Annotated in this window: 15 protein-coding genes, 1 rRNA gene and 1 pseudogene; 5 read left to right on the top strand and 12 right to left on the bottom strand. The window is 63.2% G+C overall.

Annotated features, from left to right (window positions below):
* Nucleotides 1-150: 150 nt before the first annotated feature.
* A pseudogene (locus KTAU_RS10520) lies at nucleotides 151-1,566 on the bottom strand (CUAEP/CCAEP-tail radical SAM (seleno)protein); the annotation flags it as partial.
* Nucleotides 1,563-1,889 carry an oxidative damage protection protein gene (locus tag KTAU_RS10515; RefSeq protein ID WP_112426468.1) on the bottom strand — a complete coding sequence of 109 codons (327 nt, stop codon included), beginning with the start codon at nucleotides 1,887-1,889 and terminating at the stop codon, nucleotides 1,563-1,565. The pseudogene KTAU_RS10520 and the gene KTAU_RS10515, both read right to left, overlap by 4 nt.
* A 64-nt stretch (nucleotides 1,890-1,953) precedes the next feature.
* On the opposite strand from KTAU_RS10515, the gene KTAU_RS10510 reads away from it, so the two are divergent.
* Complete coding sequence (locus KTAU_RS10510) at nucleotides 1,954-2,991, top strand: methionyl-tRNA formyltransferase (protein ID WP_265576166.1); 1,038 nt, start codon at nucleotides 1,954-1,956, stop codon at nucleotides 2,989-2,991.
* Between the two features lie 19 nt (nucleotides 2,992-3,010).
* On the opposite strand, the gene KTAU_RS10505 is transcribed toward KTAU_RS10510, so the two are convergent.
* From KTAU_RS10505 to KTAU_RS10490, 4 genes are all read right to left on the bottom strand, one after another.
* A complete protein-coding gene (locus tag KTAU_RS10505; protein WP_151728349.1) occupies nucleotides 3,011-3,427 on the bottom strand; it encodes a response regulator in 417 nt (138 codons plus the stop codon).
* Between the two features lie 507 nt (nucleotides 3,428-3,934).
* Nucleotides 3,935-4,441, bottom strand: coding sequence for a universal stress protein (locus KTAU_RS10500; protein ID WP_170293210.1), 507 nt, complete (start codon nucleotides 4,439-4,441; stop codon nucleotides 3,935-3,937).
* Nucleotides 4,442-4,592: 151 nt separating this feature from the next.
* Nucleotides 4,593-5,909 carry an SLC13 family permease gene (locus tag KTAU_RS10495; protein ID WP_151728347.1) on the bottom strand — a complete coding sequence of 439 codons (1,317 nt, stop codon included), beginning with the start codon at nucleotides 5,907-5,909 and terminating at the stop codon, nucleotides 4,593-4,595.
* Nucleotides 5,910-6,125: 216 nt separating this feature from the next.
* Nucleotides 6,126-6,809, bottom strand: a complete 684-nt coding sequence (locus KTAU_RS10490) for a hypothetical protein (protein ID WP_151728346.1) — start codon at nucleotides 6,807-6,809, stop codon at nucleotides 6,126-6,128.
* A gap of 344 nt (nucleotides 6,810-7,153) precedes the next feature.
* Between KTAU_RS10490 and smc the strand changes: the two genes are divergently transcribed.
* Nucleotides 7,154-11,032 carry a chromosome segregation protein SMC gene (gene smc, locus KTAU_RS10485; RefSeq protein WP_170293209.1) on the top strand — a complete coding sequence of 1,293 codons (3,879 nt, stop codon included), beginning with the start codon at nucleotides 7,154-7,156 and terminating at the stop codon, nucleotides 11,030-11,032.
* A 196-nt stretch (nucleotides 11,033-11,228) separates the two neighbouring features.
* Nucleotides 11,229-11,345, top strand: a 5S ribosomal RNA gene (rrf, locus tag KTAU_RS10480).
* A gap of 113 nt (nucleotides 11,346-11,458) precedes the next feature.
* On the opposite strand, the gene KTAU_RS10475 is transcribed toward rrf, so the two are convergent.
* Nucleotides 11,459-12,628: an aminotransferase class V-fold PLP-dependent enzyme gene (locus tag KTAU_RS10475; RefSeq protein WP_170293208.1), complete on the bottom strand. Its 1,170-nt coding sequence runs from the start codon at nucleotides 12,626-12,628 to the stop codon at nucleotides 11,459-11,461.
* 314 nt (nucleotides 12,629-12,942) lie between these two features.
* Here KTAU_RS10475 and KTAU_RS10470 point away from each other — a divergent pair, with 314 nt between their 5' ends.
* Entirely contained in the window at nucleotides 12,943-13,503 is a 561-nt protein-coding gene (locus KTAU_RS10470) for a GNAT family N-acetyltransferase (RefSeq protein ID WP_170293207.1), read from the top strand.
* A gap of 36 nt (nucleotides 13,504-13,539) precedes the next feature.
* Here KTAU_RS10470 and thyX read toward each other — a convergent pair whose 3' ends face one another.
* The 4 genes from thyX to glnA all read right to left on the bottom strand — a co-directional run bounded on the left by thyX (nucleotide 13,540) and on the right by glnA (nucleotide 17,796).
* Entirely contained in the window at nucleotides 13,540-14,460 is a 921-nt protein-coding gene (thyX, locus tag KTAU_RS10465; RefSeq protein WP_151728342.1) for an FAD-dependent thymidylate synthase, read from the bottom strand.
* 193 nt (nucleotides 14,461-14,653) lie between these two features.
* Nucleotides 14,654-14,872 (bottom strand): helix-turn-helix domain-containing protein, encoded by a 219-nt coding sequence (locus KTAU_RS10460; protein WP_151728341.1) that lies wholly within the window; start codon nucleotides 14,870-14,872, stop codon nucleotides 14,654-14,656.
* A gap of 258 nt (nucleotides 14,873-15,130) precedes the next feature.
* Complete coding sequence (gene moaA, locus KTAU_RS10455) at nucleotides 15,131-16,123, bottom strand: GTP 3',8-cyclase MoaA (protein WP_151728340.1); 993 nt, start codon at nucleotides 16,121-16,123, stop codon at nucleotides 15,131-15,133.
* 242 nt (nucleotides 16,124-16,365) lie between these two features.
* On the bottom strand, nucleotides 16,366-17,796 hold the full coding sequence (gene glnA, locus KTAU_RS10450) for a type I glutamate--ammonia ligase (RefSeq protein WP_151728339.1): 1,431 nt from the start codon (nucleotides 17,794-17,796) through the stop codon (nucleotides 16,366-16,368).
* A gap of 411 nt (nucleotides 17,797-18,207) precedes the next feature.
* Here glnA and KTAU_RS10445 point away from each other — a divergent pair, with 411 nt between their 5' ends.
* A complete protein-coding gene (locus tag KTAU_RS10445; protein WP_151728338.1) occupies nucleotides 18,208-19,197 on the top strand; it encodes a hypothetical protein in 990 nt (329 codons plus the stop codon).
* Here KTAU_RS10445 and KTAU_RS10440 read toward each other — a convergent pair.
* Nucleotides 19,169-20,089 (bottom strand): class I SAM-dependent methyltransferase, encoded by a 921-nt coding sequence (locus KTAU_RS10440; RefSeq protein WP_151728337.1) that lies wholly within the window; start codon nucleotides 20,087-20,089, stop codon nucleotides 19,169-19,171. The two genes, KTAU_RS10445 and KTAU_RS10440, sit on opposite strands and share 29 nt — an antisense overlap.
* Nucleotides 20,090-20,422: the final 333 nt, after the last annotated feature.

The raw sequence follows: 20,422 nt of genomic DNA, 5'->3' as shown, positions 1-20,422 counted from the left end.
GACAGCCACCATGCTCATCACCCCCTTTTGCCTGCGCTCTCTTCGCCTGGCCAGGCGAGAGCGCGGCATTCAGTGCCCAACACCACAGCAGTCGGAGGAAGCCGCCGCGGCGCTCTGCCGCGGGTTGGCTGGGCTACGACACGAGCCGAACTGGCCCCGGGTCGGCTCCGCGCAGCAGAACCAGCTTTCGGTGAGACGAGGCGGGCGCCTGGGTTCACCATAGCGCCTCAGCGCTGCCTCTCGGTCGAAGGAGCGCCCGTAGACAGCCAGTGCCTCTTCTTTGATACGGAAGAAGGTCTCTACAGGAGGCTCTCCCTGCTGAGCTGCCTCCTCTGCGAGCACGGCCACCCGCTCTTGGAGATGATCCATGCGTGGATCAGGATGCTGCCAGCGATAGCTGTAGGCCGCCTCATCCAGCTCCCCAAGCCAGGCTGGCCTGCCTTCGCTCTCCAGCAGCGCTGATCCAGGGGGAATGAGCAGCCGGATGGAGAAGTGGACTGGGTCCACCTGCTCTACCAGGTGGCGCTCCTCGAAGAAATCAAGCAGCGCTAGATAGCTCTCCAGGGTCTCCCAGGGCGAGAAAGGCAGCAGCGACGGGCGCAGCGTCAGTCCCACCTCCTCCATGAGTCCAAAGGCCGCCACAGCATCCGCAGCGCTGTGCCCCTTGTGCAGATGACGCAGCACCTCATCGTTGAGCGACTCGACCGCAGAGACCACGAAGAGACAGCCCAGCTCACGCAGCTCTGGCAGCAGGTGACGATGCTTGAGCAGATGCTCGATCTTAATGGTGGCATCAAAGGTCACTGTTGGGAACTCGCGATGAAGCGCACGCGCAATGCGCAGGGCATGAGTCGGGCCGTTGAAGAAGTCTGGGTCCCCAAAGGTGATGTGCTCGGCCCCCTGCTCCACCTGGGCCCGAATGTCGGCCAGGACAATTTCCTGGGGCACGGCGAAGAAACGTCCCCGGTAGACGGGAGTGATGGGGCAATGCAGGCAGGTATGCTTACAGCCACGCGTCGTCTCGGCATAGCCGGCCAGACGGTACTGGCCGTTCCACTCCAGACGAGCATAGCGCTGCAGCTCCGGCAAGCCGTGCCTCTGCGGCACTACGAAAGCCGGGCGCTGCAGCCAGGCTCCCGCCGCTTGCTCGCGCGTGCGCACCCCTGGCACCCTTGGCTGCTCTTCTCCTCGCTCTAAGGCTCTCACCAGCGCCAGCAGCGGCTCCTCATACTCGCCCCCCAGCACCGCATCCGCCACTTCGCGCAGCAGGTAGTCCGCGTTCAGAAGGGCATAGAGGCCATAGAAGCAGAGATAGGCCTGGGGATGCACGGCACGAATGCGGCGCGCCAGCGCCTCTCCTAGGCGCAGCGCCGTGTGCATAGGAACGGAGATCGCCACCAGACGGGCGGCGCGAATCTCCTCCTCACGGAGCGGCTCGACCGCACTATCGATCGCCCGGGGCTGATAGCCGGCCTCCCGCAGGCGGGCCTGAAGTGAGGCCAGAGCCAGCGGCTGATGGCCCAGCTCGTAGCAGGAGAGCAAGAGAATAGCGCCAGGCGTCTTCATTTCTTGCGCGCCGGTCCGCCGCCTTTTCGGCCTGGTCCCACGCCTACGCCGGCCTCCTCGGGAATCCAGCCCTCGGGCTTCTGCTCTTCCTGGCTACCGAAGAAAAACTCTTCCATCTGCTCACGCAGGAACTTGCGCGCCTCGGGATCAGCTAGATTGAGACCGTAGTGGTTGATAAGCAATGTGCGCTGGGTCTCCCACATGCGCCAGGCTTGCTCGGAGACCTGTTCATAGATACGCTGGCCCAGCTCGCCCGGCATCGGCGGCTTCTCCAGACCCGGGAGCTGACGACCCAGCTTGACACAGTTGACCATTCGTGGCATGGTAGATACCCCACGCTTTCCCTGAAAATGCTGTTTGGCTACATGGTATCCAATGCTGAGAACAATGTCAAATACGCCTGATTCTTCCGCCACCCCCCCTGGGGGGCCACGAGTGCTCTTCTTCGGCATGGAGGGGATCTTCTCGGCGCTACCGCTCCAGGCCCTGCTGCAGGCCGGCATCCCCGTCTGCGCTCTGGTGGTACCTGCTCCACCTACGCCGCCGACGCCTTCGGGCCGGGTCCAGATCCCATCTCGCCCCCCCCAACGCCGCCTGCTGGCCCCTGCCCAGCAGCGCAGCGCCCGCCCATTGCTGCCCGTCGTGAACAGTGCCCTGACAGCTTCACCGGTCGCCCTGGCTCTAGGCGCCGGTCTACCCGTCTGGGAGGTCGCTCGCCTGTCGGTCGAAGAGACCCGGGCTACGCTGGCCGCTTACCAGCCCGACCTGCTCTGCATCGCCTGCTTCCCGCGCCGCCTGCCGTCCTCCCTCCTGACCTTGCCCCGCCTGGGCGCTGTCAACCTCCATCCATCCCTGCTACCTGCCCTGCGCGGACCAGAACCGCTGTTCTGGGTCTTTCGTGAAGGACTCAGCGAAACGGGGGTCAGCGTGCATCTGGTCGAGGAACGCCTGGATACCGGCCCCATCGTGGCCCAGGAGCGCATCAGCGTGCCCGATGGAATCACTTACGCCGAGCTGGAACGTCGCTGCGCCGAACGCGGGGGCCAGCTCCTGGTGCGCGCCGTGCAGGCCATCGCTCAGGGAACCGCTGCGTACCTTCCCCAGGACGACCAGCTTGGCAGCTATCGACCCGCTCCGTCACCAGAGGATCTCCAGGTGCCGGCCCTGGAGTGGAAGGCTCGCCATGTCTACAATTTTATCCGAGGAGTAGCTTCCTGGGCCGGCCCGCTGCCGGTCTTGGACCAGAACGAAGTGCTGCTGGCGCATGACGCTCTGCACTGGTGGGATCCACACGAAGGGCGCCCGTTTGCCCCTCCGCCCACTCCCCTGCCAACAACCGAGCGGTTGCTTCGCTGCGGCAGCGGCTTTGTTCACCTACTCCTTGCTGCCACTGAGGCCACCAGCCTCTCGCCAGACAGGCGCTGAGAGGACGCTCAAGGCGCACTTAGCGCGACGGGGTTTCCCCCCCGAGCAAACGCTCGATCGTCTCCAGCAGCTCATCTAGCTCTAAGGGCTTGCTCAGCCCCACGATCTGTCGCTGGCGGATCTCCTGCTCTGGCAGACGGGCACTCACCAGAATGGTCGGAATGGCCGCCAGATCCTCCATCATCTGCAGCTGGTCGAACAATTCAATACCGTTCATCCCCGGCAGCTGATAATCGAGAATCAGCAGCCCGGGCCTGATCGAGCGCACCGCCTTAAGCGCCTGGAAAGCATCATGGACCAGCAGCACGCGATGCGGGGTCTCTTGAGAAATTGCCTGGACCAGGAAGGCGCCGATGCCATCGTCATCTTCCACAATCAGAATTGTTTTTGCCCCGGCTCTCTCCTCCGGCAGCTGCTCCTCACGCTTGTGTGACATAGGCTCATCTCACAAATCACTGCCTGGCGCAAGAGCCTATCGCTGCGCGGATCGCCTGCCACTCCCTGGGGGGCCTACGCTGGAGTGGTGCCATCTGTGCTGGCTCTTCTCGCCCGGAATGGTGCGCCCTATTTCGGTAGAGACCGAAATTTCCGAACGCTTTACGATTATATCACGCTGCGGCAATCCTTCTAGAGCCATGTCCGCCGGTAGAGGTCACTGCCCAAGCCAGCCCGGCCCTCTACCGGCTGGCTCTGCCCTCCTGACTCCCTGGTACCGTCGGGGGAGTCAGGGAACAGTTCACTCGCCTGGCTGCTACTGACCTGATCCGGCAGGAAGAGGTCGCCAGAGTCTTTCACGCCTGGCGGGCACAGGCTGTTTCAGCCTCAACCACTGTCCCGCCGTTGCCGACAGCACGGGGGGCGGACCTCAGAGAAAACCACCTTGCGTTGAGGAAGCTCAGAGAGAGCAGGACGCTCAAAGGACAGTGCACCAGCGCCAGTGCGTTCAGAAAGCGCCCGGCGTCTCGGAAGGCAGCGTCCCACGCAGCAATAAGACAGGGCAGCCTGCATGATCCAGAACAAAGCGCGCCACATGACCTACTGAGGCCGGCCCTCGCTCAGGCCCGTGCCCATTGCGCGGCGAACGGGCACAGAGCATGATCAGGCTGGCTTCCCACTCCTGGGCACAGCGTACAATCTCCTGCTCGGCTTTACCCTCGCGCTGGAGCAGCTCCGCTCCGTGCACATAGCGCGCCGCCTCCTGCAGGATCTCCTGCGCCGTCTCCCGCTCAGCCTGGCGCAGCTGCTCCTGACGGATCGGAGGCAGATGGGGAGGGCGCAGAAAGCGCTCCCGCCTTCGCTCCAGCTCTCCCAGCGGACGCGTATCTATGACATAGAGCAAGCCCACCCGCAGTCGGTCGCCAGCGAGCGGCCATAGCCGGGCAAGTGCCTGGCCCAGCACCTCGGCATTCACCCCATCAAGGCAACAGAGCACACGCAGCAAAGCAGACACCGCAAGACACCTCCGTTCCGTTCCTTCGCGCTCCAGCGAGCCATCAGCTGGCTGCCGCCGCCAGCCCTGCCTCCAACACAGCGACCAACAGCCGCAGCTCCTTTTTCTTTCCCTCGCCCGAGGAAGGTTGAGCCGTCTCGCCTCGACAGGATCAAGCCAGCAGGAGAAGCCAGATCAGGATGGCTCCTACCAGCAGCATCAGAGGCGTGACCAGGATGCCCACCTTAAAGTAGTCCAGCCCCGACACGTCAAGCCGGCGCTGGCGCAAGATGAGAAGCCAGAGCACCGTCGCCAGCGAACCAACGGTCGTCAGGTTCGGCCCCAGGTCACAGCCGAAGATGGTCGCCACAACAAAGGCGAGCTGCGTCGTCGGCGAGATCTGCCCGTGGAGCGCCTGAAGCGACGCGCTCAGCACCACGGCCATCGGGACATTATTGATCAGATTCGTCCCCAGGGCGGCCCCCAGCGTTCCTACCAGCACAGCCCCCAGACTGCTGCCTCCCGACAGATGCCACAGCAGCTCGCCAAACAGACGCGTCAGGCCAGTCTCTTCGACGGCCTGCACGATGACGAACATGCCCGCGATAAAACCAAAGAGCGACCAGGAGATGTGGCTGGCCAGGGCGCGTGGCCTGAACTGATGCCAGCGCACTGCCCCGATGAGCAAGAGCAGTGCTCCCGCCAGGGCAACACAGGAGAGAGGAAAGCCGCTGGCCGAAGCCACGACATAGGCCACCGCCACCACCCCCAGCACCAGGCAGCAATAGCGGAAATAGCCCGGCTCCTTGATGGCTTCCCGAGCAGCAGGCAGCCGCTTCGGATCAAAGCCCCCTCGCACCTCTCGGCGGTAGAGCCAGAAAAAGATCCCGATATTAACGGCAATCACAGCCAGCGCCGGCAGCCAGAGCAGCCGCACAAAGGTCCAGAGGTCGAGCTGAAAGCGGGAAAGCACCAGAATATTGATGGGGTTGCTCACCGGCAAGAGAAAGGAGGCCGTATCGGCAATAAAGGTGCAGGCAAAGAGAAAAGGGATCACCGGCAGCCGCAGGCGCGTGACCAGCGTATAGACGACTGGGGTCAGAATGAGAGCCGTCGCGTCGTTCGAGAGGACCATCGAAATGAGGCTGCCGAGCAGAAAGACATTGAGCAGGAGCAGGCGCGCCCGCCTCCGCGCCAGGCGCGCAGCGGCAATCGCCAGCCAGTCAAAGAGACCAGCCTGATCGGCGAAGGCGGATAAGGCCATCATTCCCAAAAAGAAGAGGAAGACGTTCCAGTCCCCCAGCAGCGTCTGGAGCGCCGCCAAGGGGCTGATCAGCCCGAGCAGGAGGAGAAGGGCAGCCCCGGCCAGGGCAATCAGCGCCTCGTTCCAGCGGAAGGGACGCGTCATGATGCCAACCAGCGTCAGCAGGGCGATCAGCGTCGTCAGAAGCGTCCGGGCGAGTACCGGTAGTGGCAAGAGTAAGAACATGGGCGCCTGCCAGGGTTGAGCCAATGCAATAGTAGACAGCAGACAGGACAAAGGCACCAGGGAGGCAGCGACCGCGAGAGCGAGCTGCCGCGGGCCCGCGAGGCTTCAGACCAGGCTCACCCTATTGCACCCGGGGCCTCGGTCAGCTGTCACCCTGCCTTGCCTTTGCCCGCAGGATAGCAGACAGCCAGGTACTGCGTCAAGCGAGACCCGCTCTCAGGGCCGCGGCCCCGATAACGGTGGTTCCGAGGGTGGTCTCAAGCCCGAGTGACCACCTCCCGACGGCCCCGGCCTGGAGGGCAGACGCAGCGACGGCGCCAACGGAGCAAGCGGCGGCCCCGCTGGCGTAGGCCTCTGGACTGGCCTGGCCTGTCGCTCGCTCCGCTTCCTGCCTCGCTTCCACAGACTTGCCCCTCCTCCCAGACTAAGGACGGCCCCCAGCAGGCTCACCCCCCCTCCAAGCGGCCAGTCGTTTTCGTAAAAGCCCTGGGGATTCTGGCGATAGAGCGTGCTCTTGAACTCCTGCGTCACGGCCCCGTCGAGATTATAGAGCGTCAACGCCACAACGGGATAGGCCGAACCAACCAGGTGTGTCCCCAACCGGGCACGCACATCAATCTCCGTGCTCTCATCGGAACGGTAGAGTAGCGCAACCAGCATCAGATCTTTGAGCGTGGCCGTCCCCTTGATAGGCGGCAGAAAGTCCTGCTCTCTGAGCAGATAGAGCGTAGGACTGCCTTCCAACTGCAAATACCCCTCGTGGGTCTGGGGGTCTGACAGATAATGCGCAATCGTCCCTCGCCCGCTGCTGCGGTACGTCACCTGGTGCGAGTGCCAACCCACTACCAGACCCAGGCCCACGACCAGCAGGCCGGTCAGACAGATCAGCCAACGCAGCATCTCTCTCGACGCTCCTTCTCATCAGGCGGCAGCTATCCCGCCCGCCGTACTGCTCGCTTTGCCTGCGGCGATCAAGGCCCTCTCTGCCAGTGCAGGCTCCCGGCGCCGTGGCTCCATAGAGAAAAGTATATCTCATAGACACTCGTCTTGGAGAGCAGAATCACCGCCAGCGCCGCCAGAGGTCCCATTGCCAACACCAGATTCGCCCTGCCGTCGCTCGTTGGCTCGTTGGCCCGTTTCGCCTGGCTTCCTGGCCTGCGCTCTCGACGGCAGGCCCACGCCTATGGTATCATCGGGGACACGACATACGGGATAACCGTGGGACCACAAACCAGGAACAAACGGTGTATCTGAAGCGTCTGGAGCTACTCGGCTTCAAAAGCTTTGCAACACGCACCTGCCTCGAATTCAGTCCGGGCATCACCGCCGTCGTTGGGCCGAATGGGGCTGGCAAGTCCAACATTGCCGACGCCATTCGCTGGGTCCTCGGCGAGCAGAGCATGCGCCAGCTCCGGGGCAGGAAGAGCGAGGACATCATCTTCGCCGGCGGGCATGGCAAAGCCGCCCTCGGCATGGCAGAGGTCTCGCTGACCATCGACAACAGCACCGGCTGGATGCCGTCGGAATATAGCGAGATCACCGTCACGCGGCGCAGCTACCGCTCCGGCGAGAACGAATATCTGATCAACAAGCAGAAAGTCCGGCTCAGGGACGTTCTGCTGCTGCTGGCCCAGGCGCGCATCGGTCACGATTCCTATACCGTCATTGGACAGGGTCTGATCGATGCCGCCCTGAGCCTGCGCCCCGAGGAGCGACGCAGCCTCTTCGAGGATGCTGCTGGCATTCGCCCTTATCAGGTACAGCGCGCTGAAGCGGAGCAGCGCCTGCGCCAGACCGAGGGCAACCTGCAACGCCTCCATGATATCGTCAACGAGATCGAGCCACGCCTTGGACCGCTCGAAGAGCAGGCCAGACGCGCCCGAGAATACGCTCAGCTGCAAGAAGAGCTGCGCCAGGCTCTGGTGAGCTGGTATCAGCTCCAGTGGCGTCGGCTCCAGGCCACGGCCACGCGCGCCGAGGCCGCCGAGAGCGAACAGGCCACACGCCTGCGGCAGCTGGAGCAGGCCGTGGCCATCGCCGAACGTCAGCGTGGGGAGCTCCTCCACCAGCGGCAAGAGATACAACAGCATATCAGCGCCGCTCGTCGCGCCGCCGGTGAAGCTAACGGCCAGCTCCAGCGTCTGGAGCGCGAGCTGGCCGTCGCCGAAGAGCGCATTACTGGTCTGCAGCGCCAGCGCGAGGAGCAGCAGCGCCAGGAGCGCCAGCTACGCGAGCGGCTCATCACCACCCAGCAGCGCCTTACCGACCTGGAGGAGGCTCGCGAACAGGCTCGCGAAGCCCTCGATGAGGCGGCCCAGACTCTGGCCACGCTAGAGGCGACCATCGCTCGCGTTCAGAAGGACTACGAACTGGACGAGCGCCGCTTGCGCGCCGCTCAGAATGATCTCATCCAGACGCAGGCACGCCTGGGGTCCACTCAGACTGAGCTGGGGCGTCAGCAGAAGCACCTGGGTGAGCGCAATCGGGCCCTGGCGGCACGCCGCGAGGCGCTGGCCCAGGCTCAGCAGGCCCTGCGCTCCCTGGAGACGCGCCTGGCAGAGCAGCGCTCACAGCTGCAAGTGGCCCGCGACGAAGAACAGCAGCTGACGCAGCGGAAGCAAGCGCTCCAGCGCAGCCTCCAAGAGGCCCAGCAGGAGCTGGAGCGCCTCAAGGGGCTGCTGGCCGAGGCCGAGCGGGCGCGTCGCTCGCTGGCCGATCGCCTGGCCATGTTGCGTACCTGGCAACGCAATCTCAGCGGCTATAGCGAGGGGGTTCGCGCACTCCTCCGGGCGCCGCGCGAGCAGATGCCCGGTTTGCTCGCCCCCCTGCCGCGCCTCGTCCTGGCTCCAGCGGGACTAGAGCGCGCCATTGAGGCCGCTCTGGGTGAGGCTCTACAAGGCGTCGTGGTGACAACACGGGCCGAGGCTGAGCGCTGCCTGGCCTACCTGGAGCGCAGCCGCGCCGGACGAGCCCTGCTTCTCTGGCTGCAGGAGGAAGCGGACCCCTCTGGCAGCGTTCCTGTTCCCCCGGCCTTTCCCTCCCAGGCCGAGCAAGAGCGGGCCGCCCTGGAGCAGCTCCTCACCCAGTCGCCTGCCCTGCGCCCGGCAGTGCTGGGTCTGGCCTGGCAGCTTGTCGAGTGTGAAGACCAGTACCAGCCACTGTGCTACCGTTTGCTGTCCGGCGTCCTGCTCGTGGAAGATTTGACTGCCGCCTTCCAGCTTCAGACTCAGGCTCGGGCCTTCGCCGACCACGCCGGTCGGCCCCTGCGTGCCCTGGTGACCCGCAAGGGCGAGATACTCTCACTGCAGTCGGGCTGGCTGAGCGGTGGCGACGCCCAGGGAGAGCAAAACGGTGGTCTCCTCCACTATGAGCGCGAGCTACGCGAGCTGCCGGCCCAGCTGGAAGAACAGAAGACCCACATCGATCACCTCAATACCCTGATGAGCGAGATCCAGCGGGTCCAGGAAGGACGACGCGCCGAGCAGGCCGCTCTTGAACGTGAGATCCAGAAGAACGCAGCCCGTCTGCAGGAACTGGGCCGTGCGCTGGCCAACAGCGAGCGGGAGCAGGAACGTCTCCAGACCGAGCTGAAGCTGGCTACCTCAGTCGAGCAGCAGCTGGCGGCAGAAATCGTCGGTCTGGAGCAGGAGGTCCAGGCAACCCGCGAGCGAGTCCAGGCCCATGAGCGGGCCCAGCAAGAGCTGCAGGGGCTGGTTGAGGAGCTGCAGGCCCAGGTTGAGGAGCGCGCCACCGCCTATCGCCGCCAGCAGGAGGAGCTGGGGCGCCTGCGCACCCAAATGGCCGTCAAACGCCAGGAGGCCAAGACTCTGGAGCGCCAGGTCTCCGAAGCTCAGGAGCAGCAGCAGGAGCTGCGTTCCCAGCTTGAGCAGCAGCAGCAGCGCCTGCGCCAGGCAGAGGAGCAACAGCAACGCCTCCATGAGAATATCGCGCGTCAACGGAGCGAACTGGAGCAGGCCCGCGAACAGGCCAGACAGGCGGGCCTCCTCGTCCAGCAGCGCGAGCAGGCCCTGCGCGAACTAGAGCAACGCCTTACAACCAGTGAGCAGGAGCTGGCCACGCTCCGCCAGGAGCACGCTCAGTGCGAGATTCTCTATCGGCGCTGCCTGTTGGACAGCCAGCGAGCCCGCGATTCGCTCGAAGCCCTGCAGAGCCAGCTGCAGGAGGACCTGGGTCTCAGCCATCCGCAAGAACTGATCCACCTTATCCCCCAGGCCGGGCCAGGGGAAGCCGAGAGCATGGGCCAGGAGGGGGACGAGGAGGCCACGTTGCGTCGCCTCCGTCGTCAGATCGAGCAGGCGCGCAGTCGCCTCAAGGCCCTCGGAGGCTGCGATCCCGATGCCCCTCGCCAGTATGAGGAGGAGCGCCAGCGCTTTGAGTTCCTCAGTGCCCAGATCGCGGATATGGAACAGGCCGCTCAACAGCTCCACACCATTATTAGCCAGCTCGACGCCACCATGACGCGCCAGTTCGAGACCACCTTTGAGGCCGTCAACGCTCGCTTCCGAGAGCACTTTCGTACCCTCTTCAACGGCGGCCAGGCTCGCCTGGAGCTGGTGGTCAGCAAAGGAGGAGAGCGAGAGGGATCAACAGAGCGCTCCTCTGCCAGCAGTTCCCCAGGAGGACTACGCGAGCGGGGGCACGGCCACGCGGCCCGCAACGGCCACGGCGCTGAGGCGGACGAGGAGGCAGCCACCCCAGAGGAAGCTGTCAGCACAGCCCGCAGCGGCCTCCCCTTCGGGGTCGAGGTCATTGTCCAGCCCCCCGGCAAGAAGGTACAGGATCTCTCCTTGCTCTCTGGCGGTGAGCGCGCCCTGGTCTCCGCGGCCCTGCTCTTCTCGCTCCTGGAAATCAATCCGCCACCTTTCTGTCTCCTGGACGAGGTTGACGCGGCCCTCGATGAGTCCAATGTCTCGCGCTTCTGCGATATTCTCAAGCGCCTGGCCGAGCGCACTCAGTTCATCGTCATCACCCATAACCGCGTGACAATGACCGCCGCTCAGGCCATCTACGGCGTCTCAATGGGCAGCGATAGCGTCTCTCGTCTGGCCTCGCTGCGGCTAAGCGAGGCGGAGGCCGTGGTGGCTCGCCAGCGCTCAGGCTGAGCAGCCCCCTCACTCCTCTCTCTGCCGAGATGGGCCGGAGCAGCTTCCTTCCTGGCAAGACAACCCGGCTCCGGCCCTCTCCTCTCCTTGCCCTCCCTCCCATTTTTTCCTCTCTCTGAATCTCCCTCTTGACAGGATCGGCCACCCTATGCTACTATACTCCACGTCAAGCGCAGACGCCTGTGAGTGCAGGTGAATCGGCGACTCTAGCGGAGAGGGTACACCCGTTCCCATCCCGAACACGGAAGTTAAGCTCTCCAGCCCCGATGATACTGCGGGAGAAGTCTCGTGGGAAAGTAGGACGTCGCCGCTTCACCCGCGCTCACAGGCGTTCGTCGTTGTCTGCCCCCCTGGCCCCAACCTGGCAGCCCCGGGCGGGCCCCTCCCTTTCCAACCAGTGCCCCCTCGCCCCGCCTGCTTGACTTCCTAGGGCCAGGACCGCAGAATCGCCGCCACTCGTTCCAGCTCTTCTTCGGTATTGTAAAATCCTGTCGAGAGACGCAGCGCCTGGCGCTCGTGAATGCTCCGAATCAGGACATTGTGCTCCTCCGCCAGACGCCGGACGACCGCTTCCGGCTCCGCCCGCGCAAAGGTGAACGAGAGCAGCCCACTTGCCCCCGGCTGTGGCGTCAGAATCTTGACCCCCGGCACCTCGCTGAGCAGTTCGGCAGCATAGCGGTTGAGGCTCGCAATGCGCTCCTGCAGCCAGCGATGGCCAACCTCCTCGGCCAGCCAACGCAAGGCCCGACTCTGTCCCACGAGAGCCGCTGTTTGTCTCCCCCCCAGTTCAAAGCGCTGCGCCGTCTCCTGAAGCTCCCAGACACCGCTGTGCTCATGCTTGAGCGAATAATAGCCAACGTAGGTCGATTGCACCTGCCCCAGCGCCGTGCGCCGGACATAAAGACCTCCTGTCCCATCAGGACCACAGAGCCACTTCTGCATCGGGAAGGCGTAGAAGTCGACATCCAGCTCCTGCACATCGACGGCGATCGCCCCCGCGGCCTGGGCCCCATCGACCAGCACCGGCAGCCCGTGGCGCCGCCCAAGGGCCGTCACCGCGCTGACATCGAAGCGCGCCCCGGTCATAAAAGAGACGTGCGAGAGCACAATCAGGCGCGTCCGCGGGGTGATGAGCCTGGCGATCTCCTCTTCCGCTGGACGCTCTCCACGCTCGCCCAGGTCGGCGATGCGTAGGCGTATACCGTAGCGCTCGCGCAACTGGTAGAGTGGAGCCAGGGCACTGATATGCTCGTGGTTCGTCGTAATCACTTCACCGCCTTCCCGCCAGTTGAGGCCAAAGGCAATGATGTTTAGCCCCTCACCGGTGTTGTCTGTCAGAGCAATCTCCTCTATGTCGGCATGAAACAGTTCGGCACAGCGCTGCCTGGCCTCTCGATAATGGCTCAGCAAGGCGGCATGCGCCTCCGCCCCAAGACGCCCCTCCCGCCATTCCTCTTGCAGCCGCTCTTGCATGGCCTCAATCACGCAGCGCGGCAACGGCCCGAAGGTTCCAGTGTTCAGATAGGTGTGCGCGGTCGTCGCCGGCATGGCTTCCCGGATCGCCTGGAGTCTCTGAGCAGCAGCAGAATCGCGCAAGACCATACTCCTTTGCTCGCTTGATGATGGTGATTGGTCGTGCCCCCTCTCACTCTCTCCCTCCCTCTCTTGCCACATGCATTGAAATCCATCTATTGATGAGAGCGCAGGCACTTCACATTATATGACAGCCAGCCGGCGGCGGAGGGAAGCCCGGCAAAGGCTGCATTGCCCGGCGAAGCGGAAACGCGTTATCATAGGAGAGGTGCGGTCTCTCCCTGCGGCTCGCCGCTCTTGAAGGCGCTCTACGCGGGCCTGGCGGGCGCGCCGCACCCCTCACTCACTTATCCTCAGCAGCAAGGGAGGGAAAGCACGTGCGCGTTCGCGAGGCACGACCAGGAGACCTGGAGCAACTCAGGGATCTCCAGCAGCAGGCCCAGCGAGTAGATGGCTGCCTGTTTTCGCAAGCTGTCTGGGAGGACTGGCTGACCAGCTCTGACCTCGGTGAGCCAGGTCCTTCACTCTTCGTGTTGCTGGACGACGACGATGAGCTGAACACCTGGGGACAGGGGGGGACGCTGGAGGGGGTAGAGGGCGAGATCATCGGCTATACCCTGCTGCATCTGATACGCGATAGAGAAGGGTACCACCTGCGCTGTGAGGGCACAGTCCACCCGGCTCATCGCCGGCGCGGTGGCGGGAGAGCGCTGCTGATCTGCGCCCTCAATCGAGCCCGGCTCTGGGGGACAGAGCTAGAGGACGAGGGTCAGCAGCAAGGGCTGCCACTCTGGTTCGAGGTTCTGCTCCCGCGCCGCGACCTGGCTTCGGAGCGGCTCGCAGCTCGCTGTGAGCTGGAGGCCGTCGCTGACGTCACCTGCGCGGGCCAGCGGGCCGCCGACGATGGCTTTCGCCTCTATCGCCGTCCGCTGCTCTAGCCCCTGGCCAGCAGTCGGCCCCGTCCGTCCATCCGCTCATACCTTCTCATATGGGGTGCGCACGCTATAAGTACCGTCCGGCAGGCGCTCCAGCGTATAGTCCCCAAAGAGGACGGGATCGACCAGGGCCAGACAGACAAAGATGCGGACCAGGAGCTCGCGGATCTCGATCTCGGCATGAGGCGCGGTCCGCTCCTCAATCACATGGCGCCAGGCCCGCGCATTGGCCGTCACTACCAGCGGCGCCTCTGTCTCATTAGGCAGGAGCGAGCGTGAGCACTGCTGCACGCGCTTGCGCAGATCGGTGCGTGCCTCCGCGCTCAAGAGTGGATCACCGGCCTGCTGGCGGGCCAGCAGATACTCGCTCAGTTCCGCGTACTCAGCTGCGGCCCGCTCGATGCGCTGCAAAAAGAGACGATGGAGCTGCTCATCCTGGCGATACTCGGGACGCTCAACAAAGCGGAGGGTGCGCCCATCGACAAAACGCTGGCTGGTCTGTGAATAGCTGAAGCCGGCGCGGTGGCGAATCAGTTCGTGAGTCAGGCTGCGGGAGATGCCATAGACAAAGAAGCTGAAGGTCGCGTGCTCCAGTACCGAGCCGTGTCGCGATGCTTTCAGATGATCGAAATAACGCCTGGCCTGGGCGTTCGGTGTGCGCCTCGGCCCGAAGCTCAGATAACAGGTCTGTCCTGCCACCTTGCAGAGCTGAGCCCCGTCGGGCAAGGCTGTCGGATCAGCAACATATTCATCGAAGTGATAGGACGGATCGAAGCCCTCCAAAAAAGTAGCCAGGCCCTGCAGGCTCGTCTGAGGACGCGCCAACAGCACGACCCCCGGAGCAGTCAGATAGGGAACGCCAGCCGGGGAATGCTGAACCGGGACATGAATAGCCACAAAGCCGGCGTGGGTCTCGCCTTGCAGCTCGTGAAACAACTCTTCGGCGGATCGCTGTGCCATGTGCTCTCTCCTCCTCTGGTCACTCGTGCGCGAGGTGACAGGTGATAAGCACCCGTCACCTTTTGTTGGGTGCCTCTCTGCCCGCGGCCACAGGCAGCAGGCGCCAACAGTCTACCACATTCGGGAAGGAAGAGGCAGCAGTCAGAATGCCCAGGAGGGGGCAGGGGCAGGCTGGCCGCGGAACACGGCCAGCTCACTCGCGCGCGGGGGCCGGGGTAGGAGCCGTCTGAGCTTTCAGCAGCGCCTCAAGCGTTGAGCGGCGGATGCGGTAGGCCTGGCGTCTGCCGCGATGCGGAAGGGTAACGGCCTCCAGCATTCCCATCTTAATCCAGCGTCGTACCGTCGTATCGTCTACCCGCAGCTGGCGAGCCACCTCGCGTACAGTCAGCAAATCGAGCGCTTCGTATTCCACAGCATCTCCTTCCTGGTCGGTCGCTCCGAAGGCCTTGCCTCTTCGAGGCAGGAAAACTACCCTACCTGACACCACTCCGGCCAGTGTCAGGGACCCAACGTTGACAGGCGACCCGCTGGACCAGCCTCGCCTCAATGACACTCGAAGGTATACCGTGTCTATTTGTCTATGCATTGAGAGAGACGAACATCTTCCTCTGAGGTAACACGCGAAGGGCGTGTGATCAGAGGACCAGTTGATAAACGTGAACAGGGGCACTTATCCACCAATCATGGACATCGTGCGATTCGCCCGTCTGAAGCGCTTATCGCCAATATAGTGTTTCAGCTCCTTGTGCCAGACAGCGTGGCGGATAATCGCCATCAGCTCCTCATCGGAAGCGCCTGAGCGCAGCGGCGTCCGCAGATCGGTTTCCTCGGTCGCAAAGAGGCAAGTGCGCAGCTGGCCATCGGCGGTCAGACGGATACGATCGCAGGTTGAGCAGAACGGTTCGCTGACAGGGTTAATAAAGCCCACCTCGCCGATGCCATCGCTGAAGGTGTAGCGGCGAGCTGTCTCCGCAGGATCACCCTGGATGGGCACCAGCGGCCCATACTCGGCTTCGATGATGGCCTTAATCTCGGCGCCGGTCAGGATATCCTCCTTGCGCCAGATCTGATCGGCATCGAGCGGCATGAACTCGATCCAGCGCATCACATAGCCTTTGCGCCGGGCCAGGCGGACAAAATCGAGCACCTCCTCCTCTGTGAAACCGCGCATCGCCACCGCATTAATCTTGATGGGGCGAATGGTGGGATACTTCTCCAGCTCCTCCAATCCCTCAAGCACGCGGTCGAGCTGATCACGGCGTGTCAGACGGGCAAACTTCTCACGCACCAGCGAATCGAGGCTGACATTAATACGCGTCAGGCCGGCCTCCGCCAGTGGACGGGCCAGTTGCTTGAGCAGCACCCCATTGGTCGTCAGACTGAGGCTGTGCAGGCCCTCGATCTGGCGCAGCCGGCGCACCAGCTCAGGGACGTCGCGGCGCACCAGCGGCTCACCGCCGGTCAGACGGATCTGTTCAATGCCCATACGGACCGCCAGGCGGGCCAGCCGCTCAATCTCCTCGTAGGTCAGAATCTCGGCCTTCTTTAGCCACGGCAGCCCCTCAGCGGGCATGCAATACGTACAGCGGAAATTGCACTTATCGGTGATGGAAATGCGCAGGTTGCGGATGCGTCGGCCATAGCTATCAACAAGCGGGTCCATAGAGCGCCTCTCCAGACAGAGCGAGGATGACATCGTACCGTGTGGGTAGGATAGACACGTAATTATATCACAGCTGGAGCAAAGCCGGCCAGTCAGCCAAGGTCACCCAGCTGGGTCGGCGCTCCCTGGGGTTCCATCCTGGGCGCCGGGAAGCGACCCAGAGACAGAAAAAAGAGCGGACTTGGGATGCTGGCTCAGCATCCCAAGTCCGCTTGCTTGTGCGTACGATCAGCTCAGAAGGATCAGGCGTCGTAGTAGAGGGCGAATTCAATCGGCACGGGGCGCATGCGCACCTCATTGACCTGAGCGCGCTTCAGTTCAATATAGTGTTCGAGCACGTCAGTCGTGAAAACGTCGCCCTCCAACAGGAACGCGTGATCATCCTCCAGAGCCCTGAGAGCCTCCTCCAGCGAGCCCGGAACCGAGCCGATCTCGCGCAGCTCCTCCGGGGAGAGGTGATACAGGTCGCGATCAACTGGCCCGAAACCGTGCTCGCTGGGCTCGATCTTGCGGCGGATGCCATCGAGGCCTGCCATCAGCAAAGCAGCGAAGGTCAGATAGGGATTGGCCGTTGGATCAGGCGGACGGAACTCAATGCGCTTCGCCGATGGGCAGTCGGTATTGGGAATACGCACAGCGGCGCTGCGATTGGCCTTCGAGAAGACCAGGTTGACCGGGGCCTCGAAGCCGGGCACCAGCCGCTTGTAGCTATTGGTCGTCGAGGCGGCGATGGCCAGCAGCGCAGGAGCGTGCATCAGCAGGCCGCCGATATAATAGCGCGCCGTCTGGGAGAGGCCGGCATAGCCCTCAGCGTCGTAGAAGAGCGGGCGCTCATCCTTCCACAGGCTCTGGTGCACGTGCATGCCGGAACCATTGTCGCCGAAAATCGGCTTCGGCATGAAGGTGGCCGTCTTCCCATGTTTGCGCGCAGTGTTCTTCACCACATACTTGTAGATCATCAGGTTATCGGCGGTCTTGACCAGCGTGTTGTAGCGAATATCGATTTCGCACTGGCCGGCACCGCCAACCTCGTGATGCTGGGCCTCGACTGGAACGCCCAGCTCCTCCAGCGTCAGAACCATTTCGCTGCGCAGATCCTGCAGCGTGTCGCTGGGTGGAACCGGGAAGTAGCCCTCCTTCGGGCGCAGGCGATGGCCCAGATTGACGCCGCCATTGCGACCATTATTCCAGTGCGCCTCATCCGAATCGACCTCGGCGTACTGGACATTCTGGGTCGAGGAGAAGCGCACGTTGTCAAACACGAAGAACTCAGCCTCGGGGCCAAAGTAGCTCACATCGGCGATCCCAGACGAGCGCAGGTATGCCTCCGCCTTGCGCGCAATCGTCCGCGGGTCGCGGCTATAGGGCTGCTTATGCGCGCCCGGCCCTGGGTGGGCAACAGTACAGATGAGGCTCAACGTGGGGATGCTGGTAAAGGGGTCCATGAACGCCGTATCTGGATCGGGGATTACCAGCATGTCGCTGTCGTCGATGGTCTGGAAGCCACGGATGCTTGACCCGTCAAAATACTTCCCCTCGACGAACGTCTCTTCGTCCAGCTCGTGCAAGGGAACACTAAAATGCTGCCAGGTGCCCGGTAGATCAACAAATTTGAAGTCTACCATCTTGGCACCGCGCTCCTTGGCAAATTGCAAAACTTCTTCAGGTGTCATGCCGTCGAACTCTCCTCTTTACTGGTCTCTCCCCAGCCTCTTTGCCGGACACGCCTTCGGCTCTCGTCGCCACTCCGTGCTCTTGACTTCTGACTGTTCGTCGCTCGCTATCTCTATCCTGCTGAACTGATGGCAATCGACGCGCTGGTGCTCAGCAACGCCATCCAGGACAGCTGCCTCCTCTGCCTCTCTCCCAATCCCTGAATGGGCTTGCCCTGCTTTCAGTCGAGGCCAGCTCCCCTACTTGCTTTTATGATACGTCCCCCTTGCTGCAGAGACTACGGGCACTTTGTCTGAAAGCAAGGCGCTCTCTTTTGGGCAATATGCCCAAAAGAGAGCGCCTCTTGCGGAGCTGGGGCCAAGCGGCTATGATACAGTGCAGGTTTGCTTGCTAAAGGAGTGTCGCCAGCTATGTCCTGGTTCGCTAACGCCAGCACCGACGGCGATGATGAGGCCGACTCAGCTTCTGAGGTCGCCCCTTCCCCTGTCTTCGAGAGCGCTGCTAACCTCTCTGACCGTGACCTTGTTGAGCCTACGGAGGCCAGCTATCTGCCTGATGACCCTCTGACCTGGGAACTGAGCGAGACCCAGTTCTCCTCAGCTCGGGGAGCGCGTCCGACCCGGCGGCTATCCGGCCCACTGCCCGATACCGAAGCAGGGCCGCCACAACTCTCCTCTGCCCCGGCTCGCCAGCGTCGAAGACGCTGGCTTCCAGTGGGAACGTTCCTGTTGGGACTGCTCAGCGGCGTGCTGGCCCTCTGGCTGGTGGCGCTGCTCTTCCTCGGCCCGGATCACTCTCCTCTCCCTTCGCCATCCCCTGCCTCTGGCGAGAGCGATCTGGTGCTCCAGCTGTCTCCAGCCTACCTGACGGCACTCGTGACGCGCAATCTCCCTCGGGCCGGCCTGCCCGGTCAGGTGAGCCAGGTGCGCGTCACGCTCCAGCCACGGGATCTGATCGAGGTCACAGGTCAGGAGACGCTGACACTCTTCGGCCTGGCGTTGACACGCCCGTTCTTCCTGCGGGTTCAGCCTGTGATCGTAACCTGTCACCTTCAGGTGCATGTGTTGCATGCCGATCTGGGAGGACTGTCAGTAACCGGTCTGGCTGCGATGTTCGAAGAGCATTTGAATCAGCAGTTGAGCCAGCAACCTGCTCCGGCGGGTCTACCCGCTGGTTTTCACTATTGTGCTGTAGCGACCTGGACCACGACCAACGGCCTCTGGATTAGCTATAGCGCCCAGCCGACGGCGCTTGCACCCCGCCCTCGTGGCCGAGAGGACGCCGGGCTGGCTAGGAACCGCTGGCTTCAGGAGCTGGAACCCGACCCCGGCTCGGCTTCGGCATTAGCCGATCTACCGTCTAGCAGCGGTTTCAGCGCTTCTGCCCGTAGGCCACAATAAAGGAATAGCAGGTGTGCAGGTCGTTGCACTCGCGCCGCATGCTCTGGAGCAGGGCCACCAGGGCCTCGGTCGGAAGCTGGAAACGCTGGGCAACGCGTTCGCTGAGCGCTAGGAATGTTTCGCGGAAGTCCAGGGCGATCAGGTGACCGATTGGGCCACCCCACTCGCCAACTGGGACAGCGACAGTGCGCTGCTGGATGGCGCTCAGACCCGCCTCTTCAAGGTAACGCACCAGGGAGCGGGCAACGTTCCCCTGGCCATCAAGGCCACGAGCCAGCAGGTACTGCCCAATGAGAGAGAAGACCTCTTGTGTCGCCGGGCCGGCGGGAGCGACCTCCGCGCTGCCTTCGATCAGCTCGACCCAGCCGCCGGGGGCTGTCACCCGTGCGAGGTCTTTGACGAGAACTGGCCAGCAGGTGACGGGCAGGGAGAGCGCCAGGAGACGCTGGTGAACGAAGTCAAAGCTGTCGTCGGCAAAGGGGAGGCCATCCAGGAGGTTGGCTCGCACAAAGCGAAAATTCGATGGCAGATTGGTAGTCTGCTTGATTGGCTCAATGTCCAGGCCGACAACGGTTGCCTGGGGGAATTCTTGACAGAGGTCATAGGCCCACTGCCCTGTTCCGCAACCTGTGTCGAGAATGCGGCGCGGCAGGCCCACGGGGGCCAGATAGTTGGCCTGCAGAACCACTCGCAGGGCATAGTGCTGGAGGTCAAGACGGTCAATCTCTCGCAGGTCCTTGGGGAGGGATTGGAGAGAAGGCTGGCTGAACTCAGCAGCATGGCCTCTTTCTCCGGGGAGACTGCTTAGTAGCCGTCCTTCTCCTGGGGCCGGCTCGCCCTCCGTCGGTTCGGCTTCGCTCCCCCCACCGTGCTTAAAGAACCACCAGGGCATGGTTCCTCCTTTTTCACCTCTCTCTCTAAGACCAGAGAACTCACTTGCAGCGCATCTGTTGGGCCACACCTGGTTGACATCATGACTTGTCCTTCCTTCTTCCTACGAAGCGAAAGCGATCGCCAGCGGCTACGTCCGGTCCGCTGCTGCAGTGTCGCTCTCACCCGCCTATGGCCCGTCTCGACGGGCAAGAGCGACACATAGGGGATAAGATACCAGCGGACGCCCTCGAGGGCAGGCTCTTGTTTCTCTCTTTCCCTTCTCAGGGGTGAAGAAGCTGCACAGCTGGCTCGCCGGAGACCTCCCTTCAAGAGTTTCCTCCTCCTTCCCGGC

Origin of the sequence: Thermogemmatispora aurantia (genome assembly GCF_008974285.1) — a bacterium.
Lineage (GTDB): Bacteria > Chloroflexota > Ktedonobacteria > Ktedonobacterales > Ktedonobacteraceae > Thermogemmatispora > Thermogemmatispora aurantia.
Note: the sequence above shows the minus strand (reverse complement) of the source record. Positions and strands in the feature narration are given on the sequence as shown.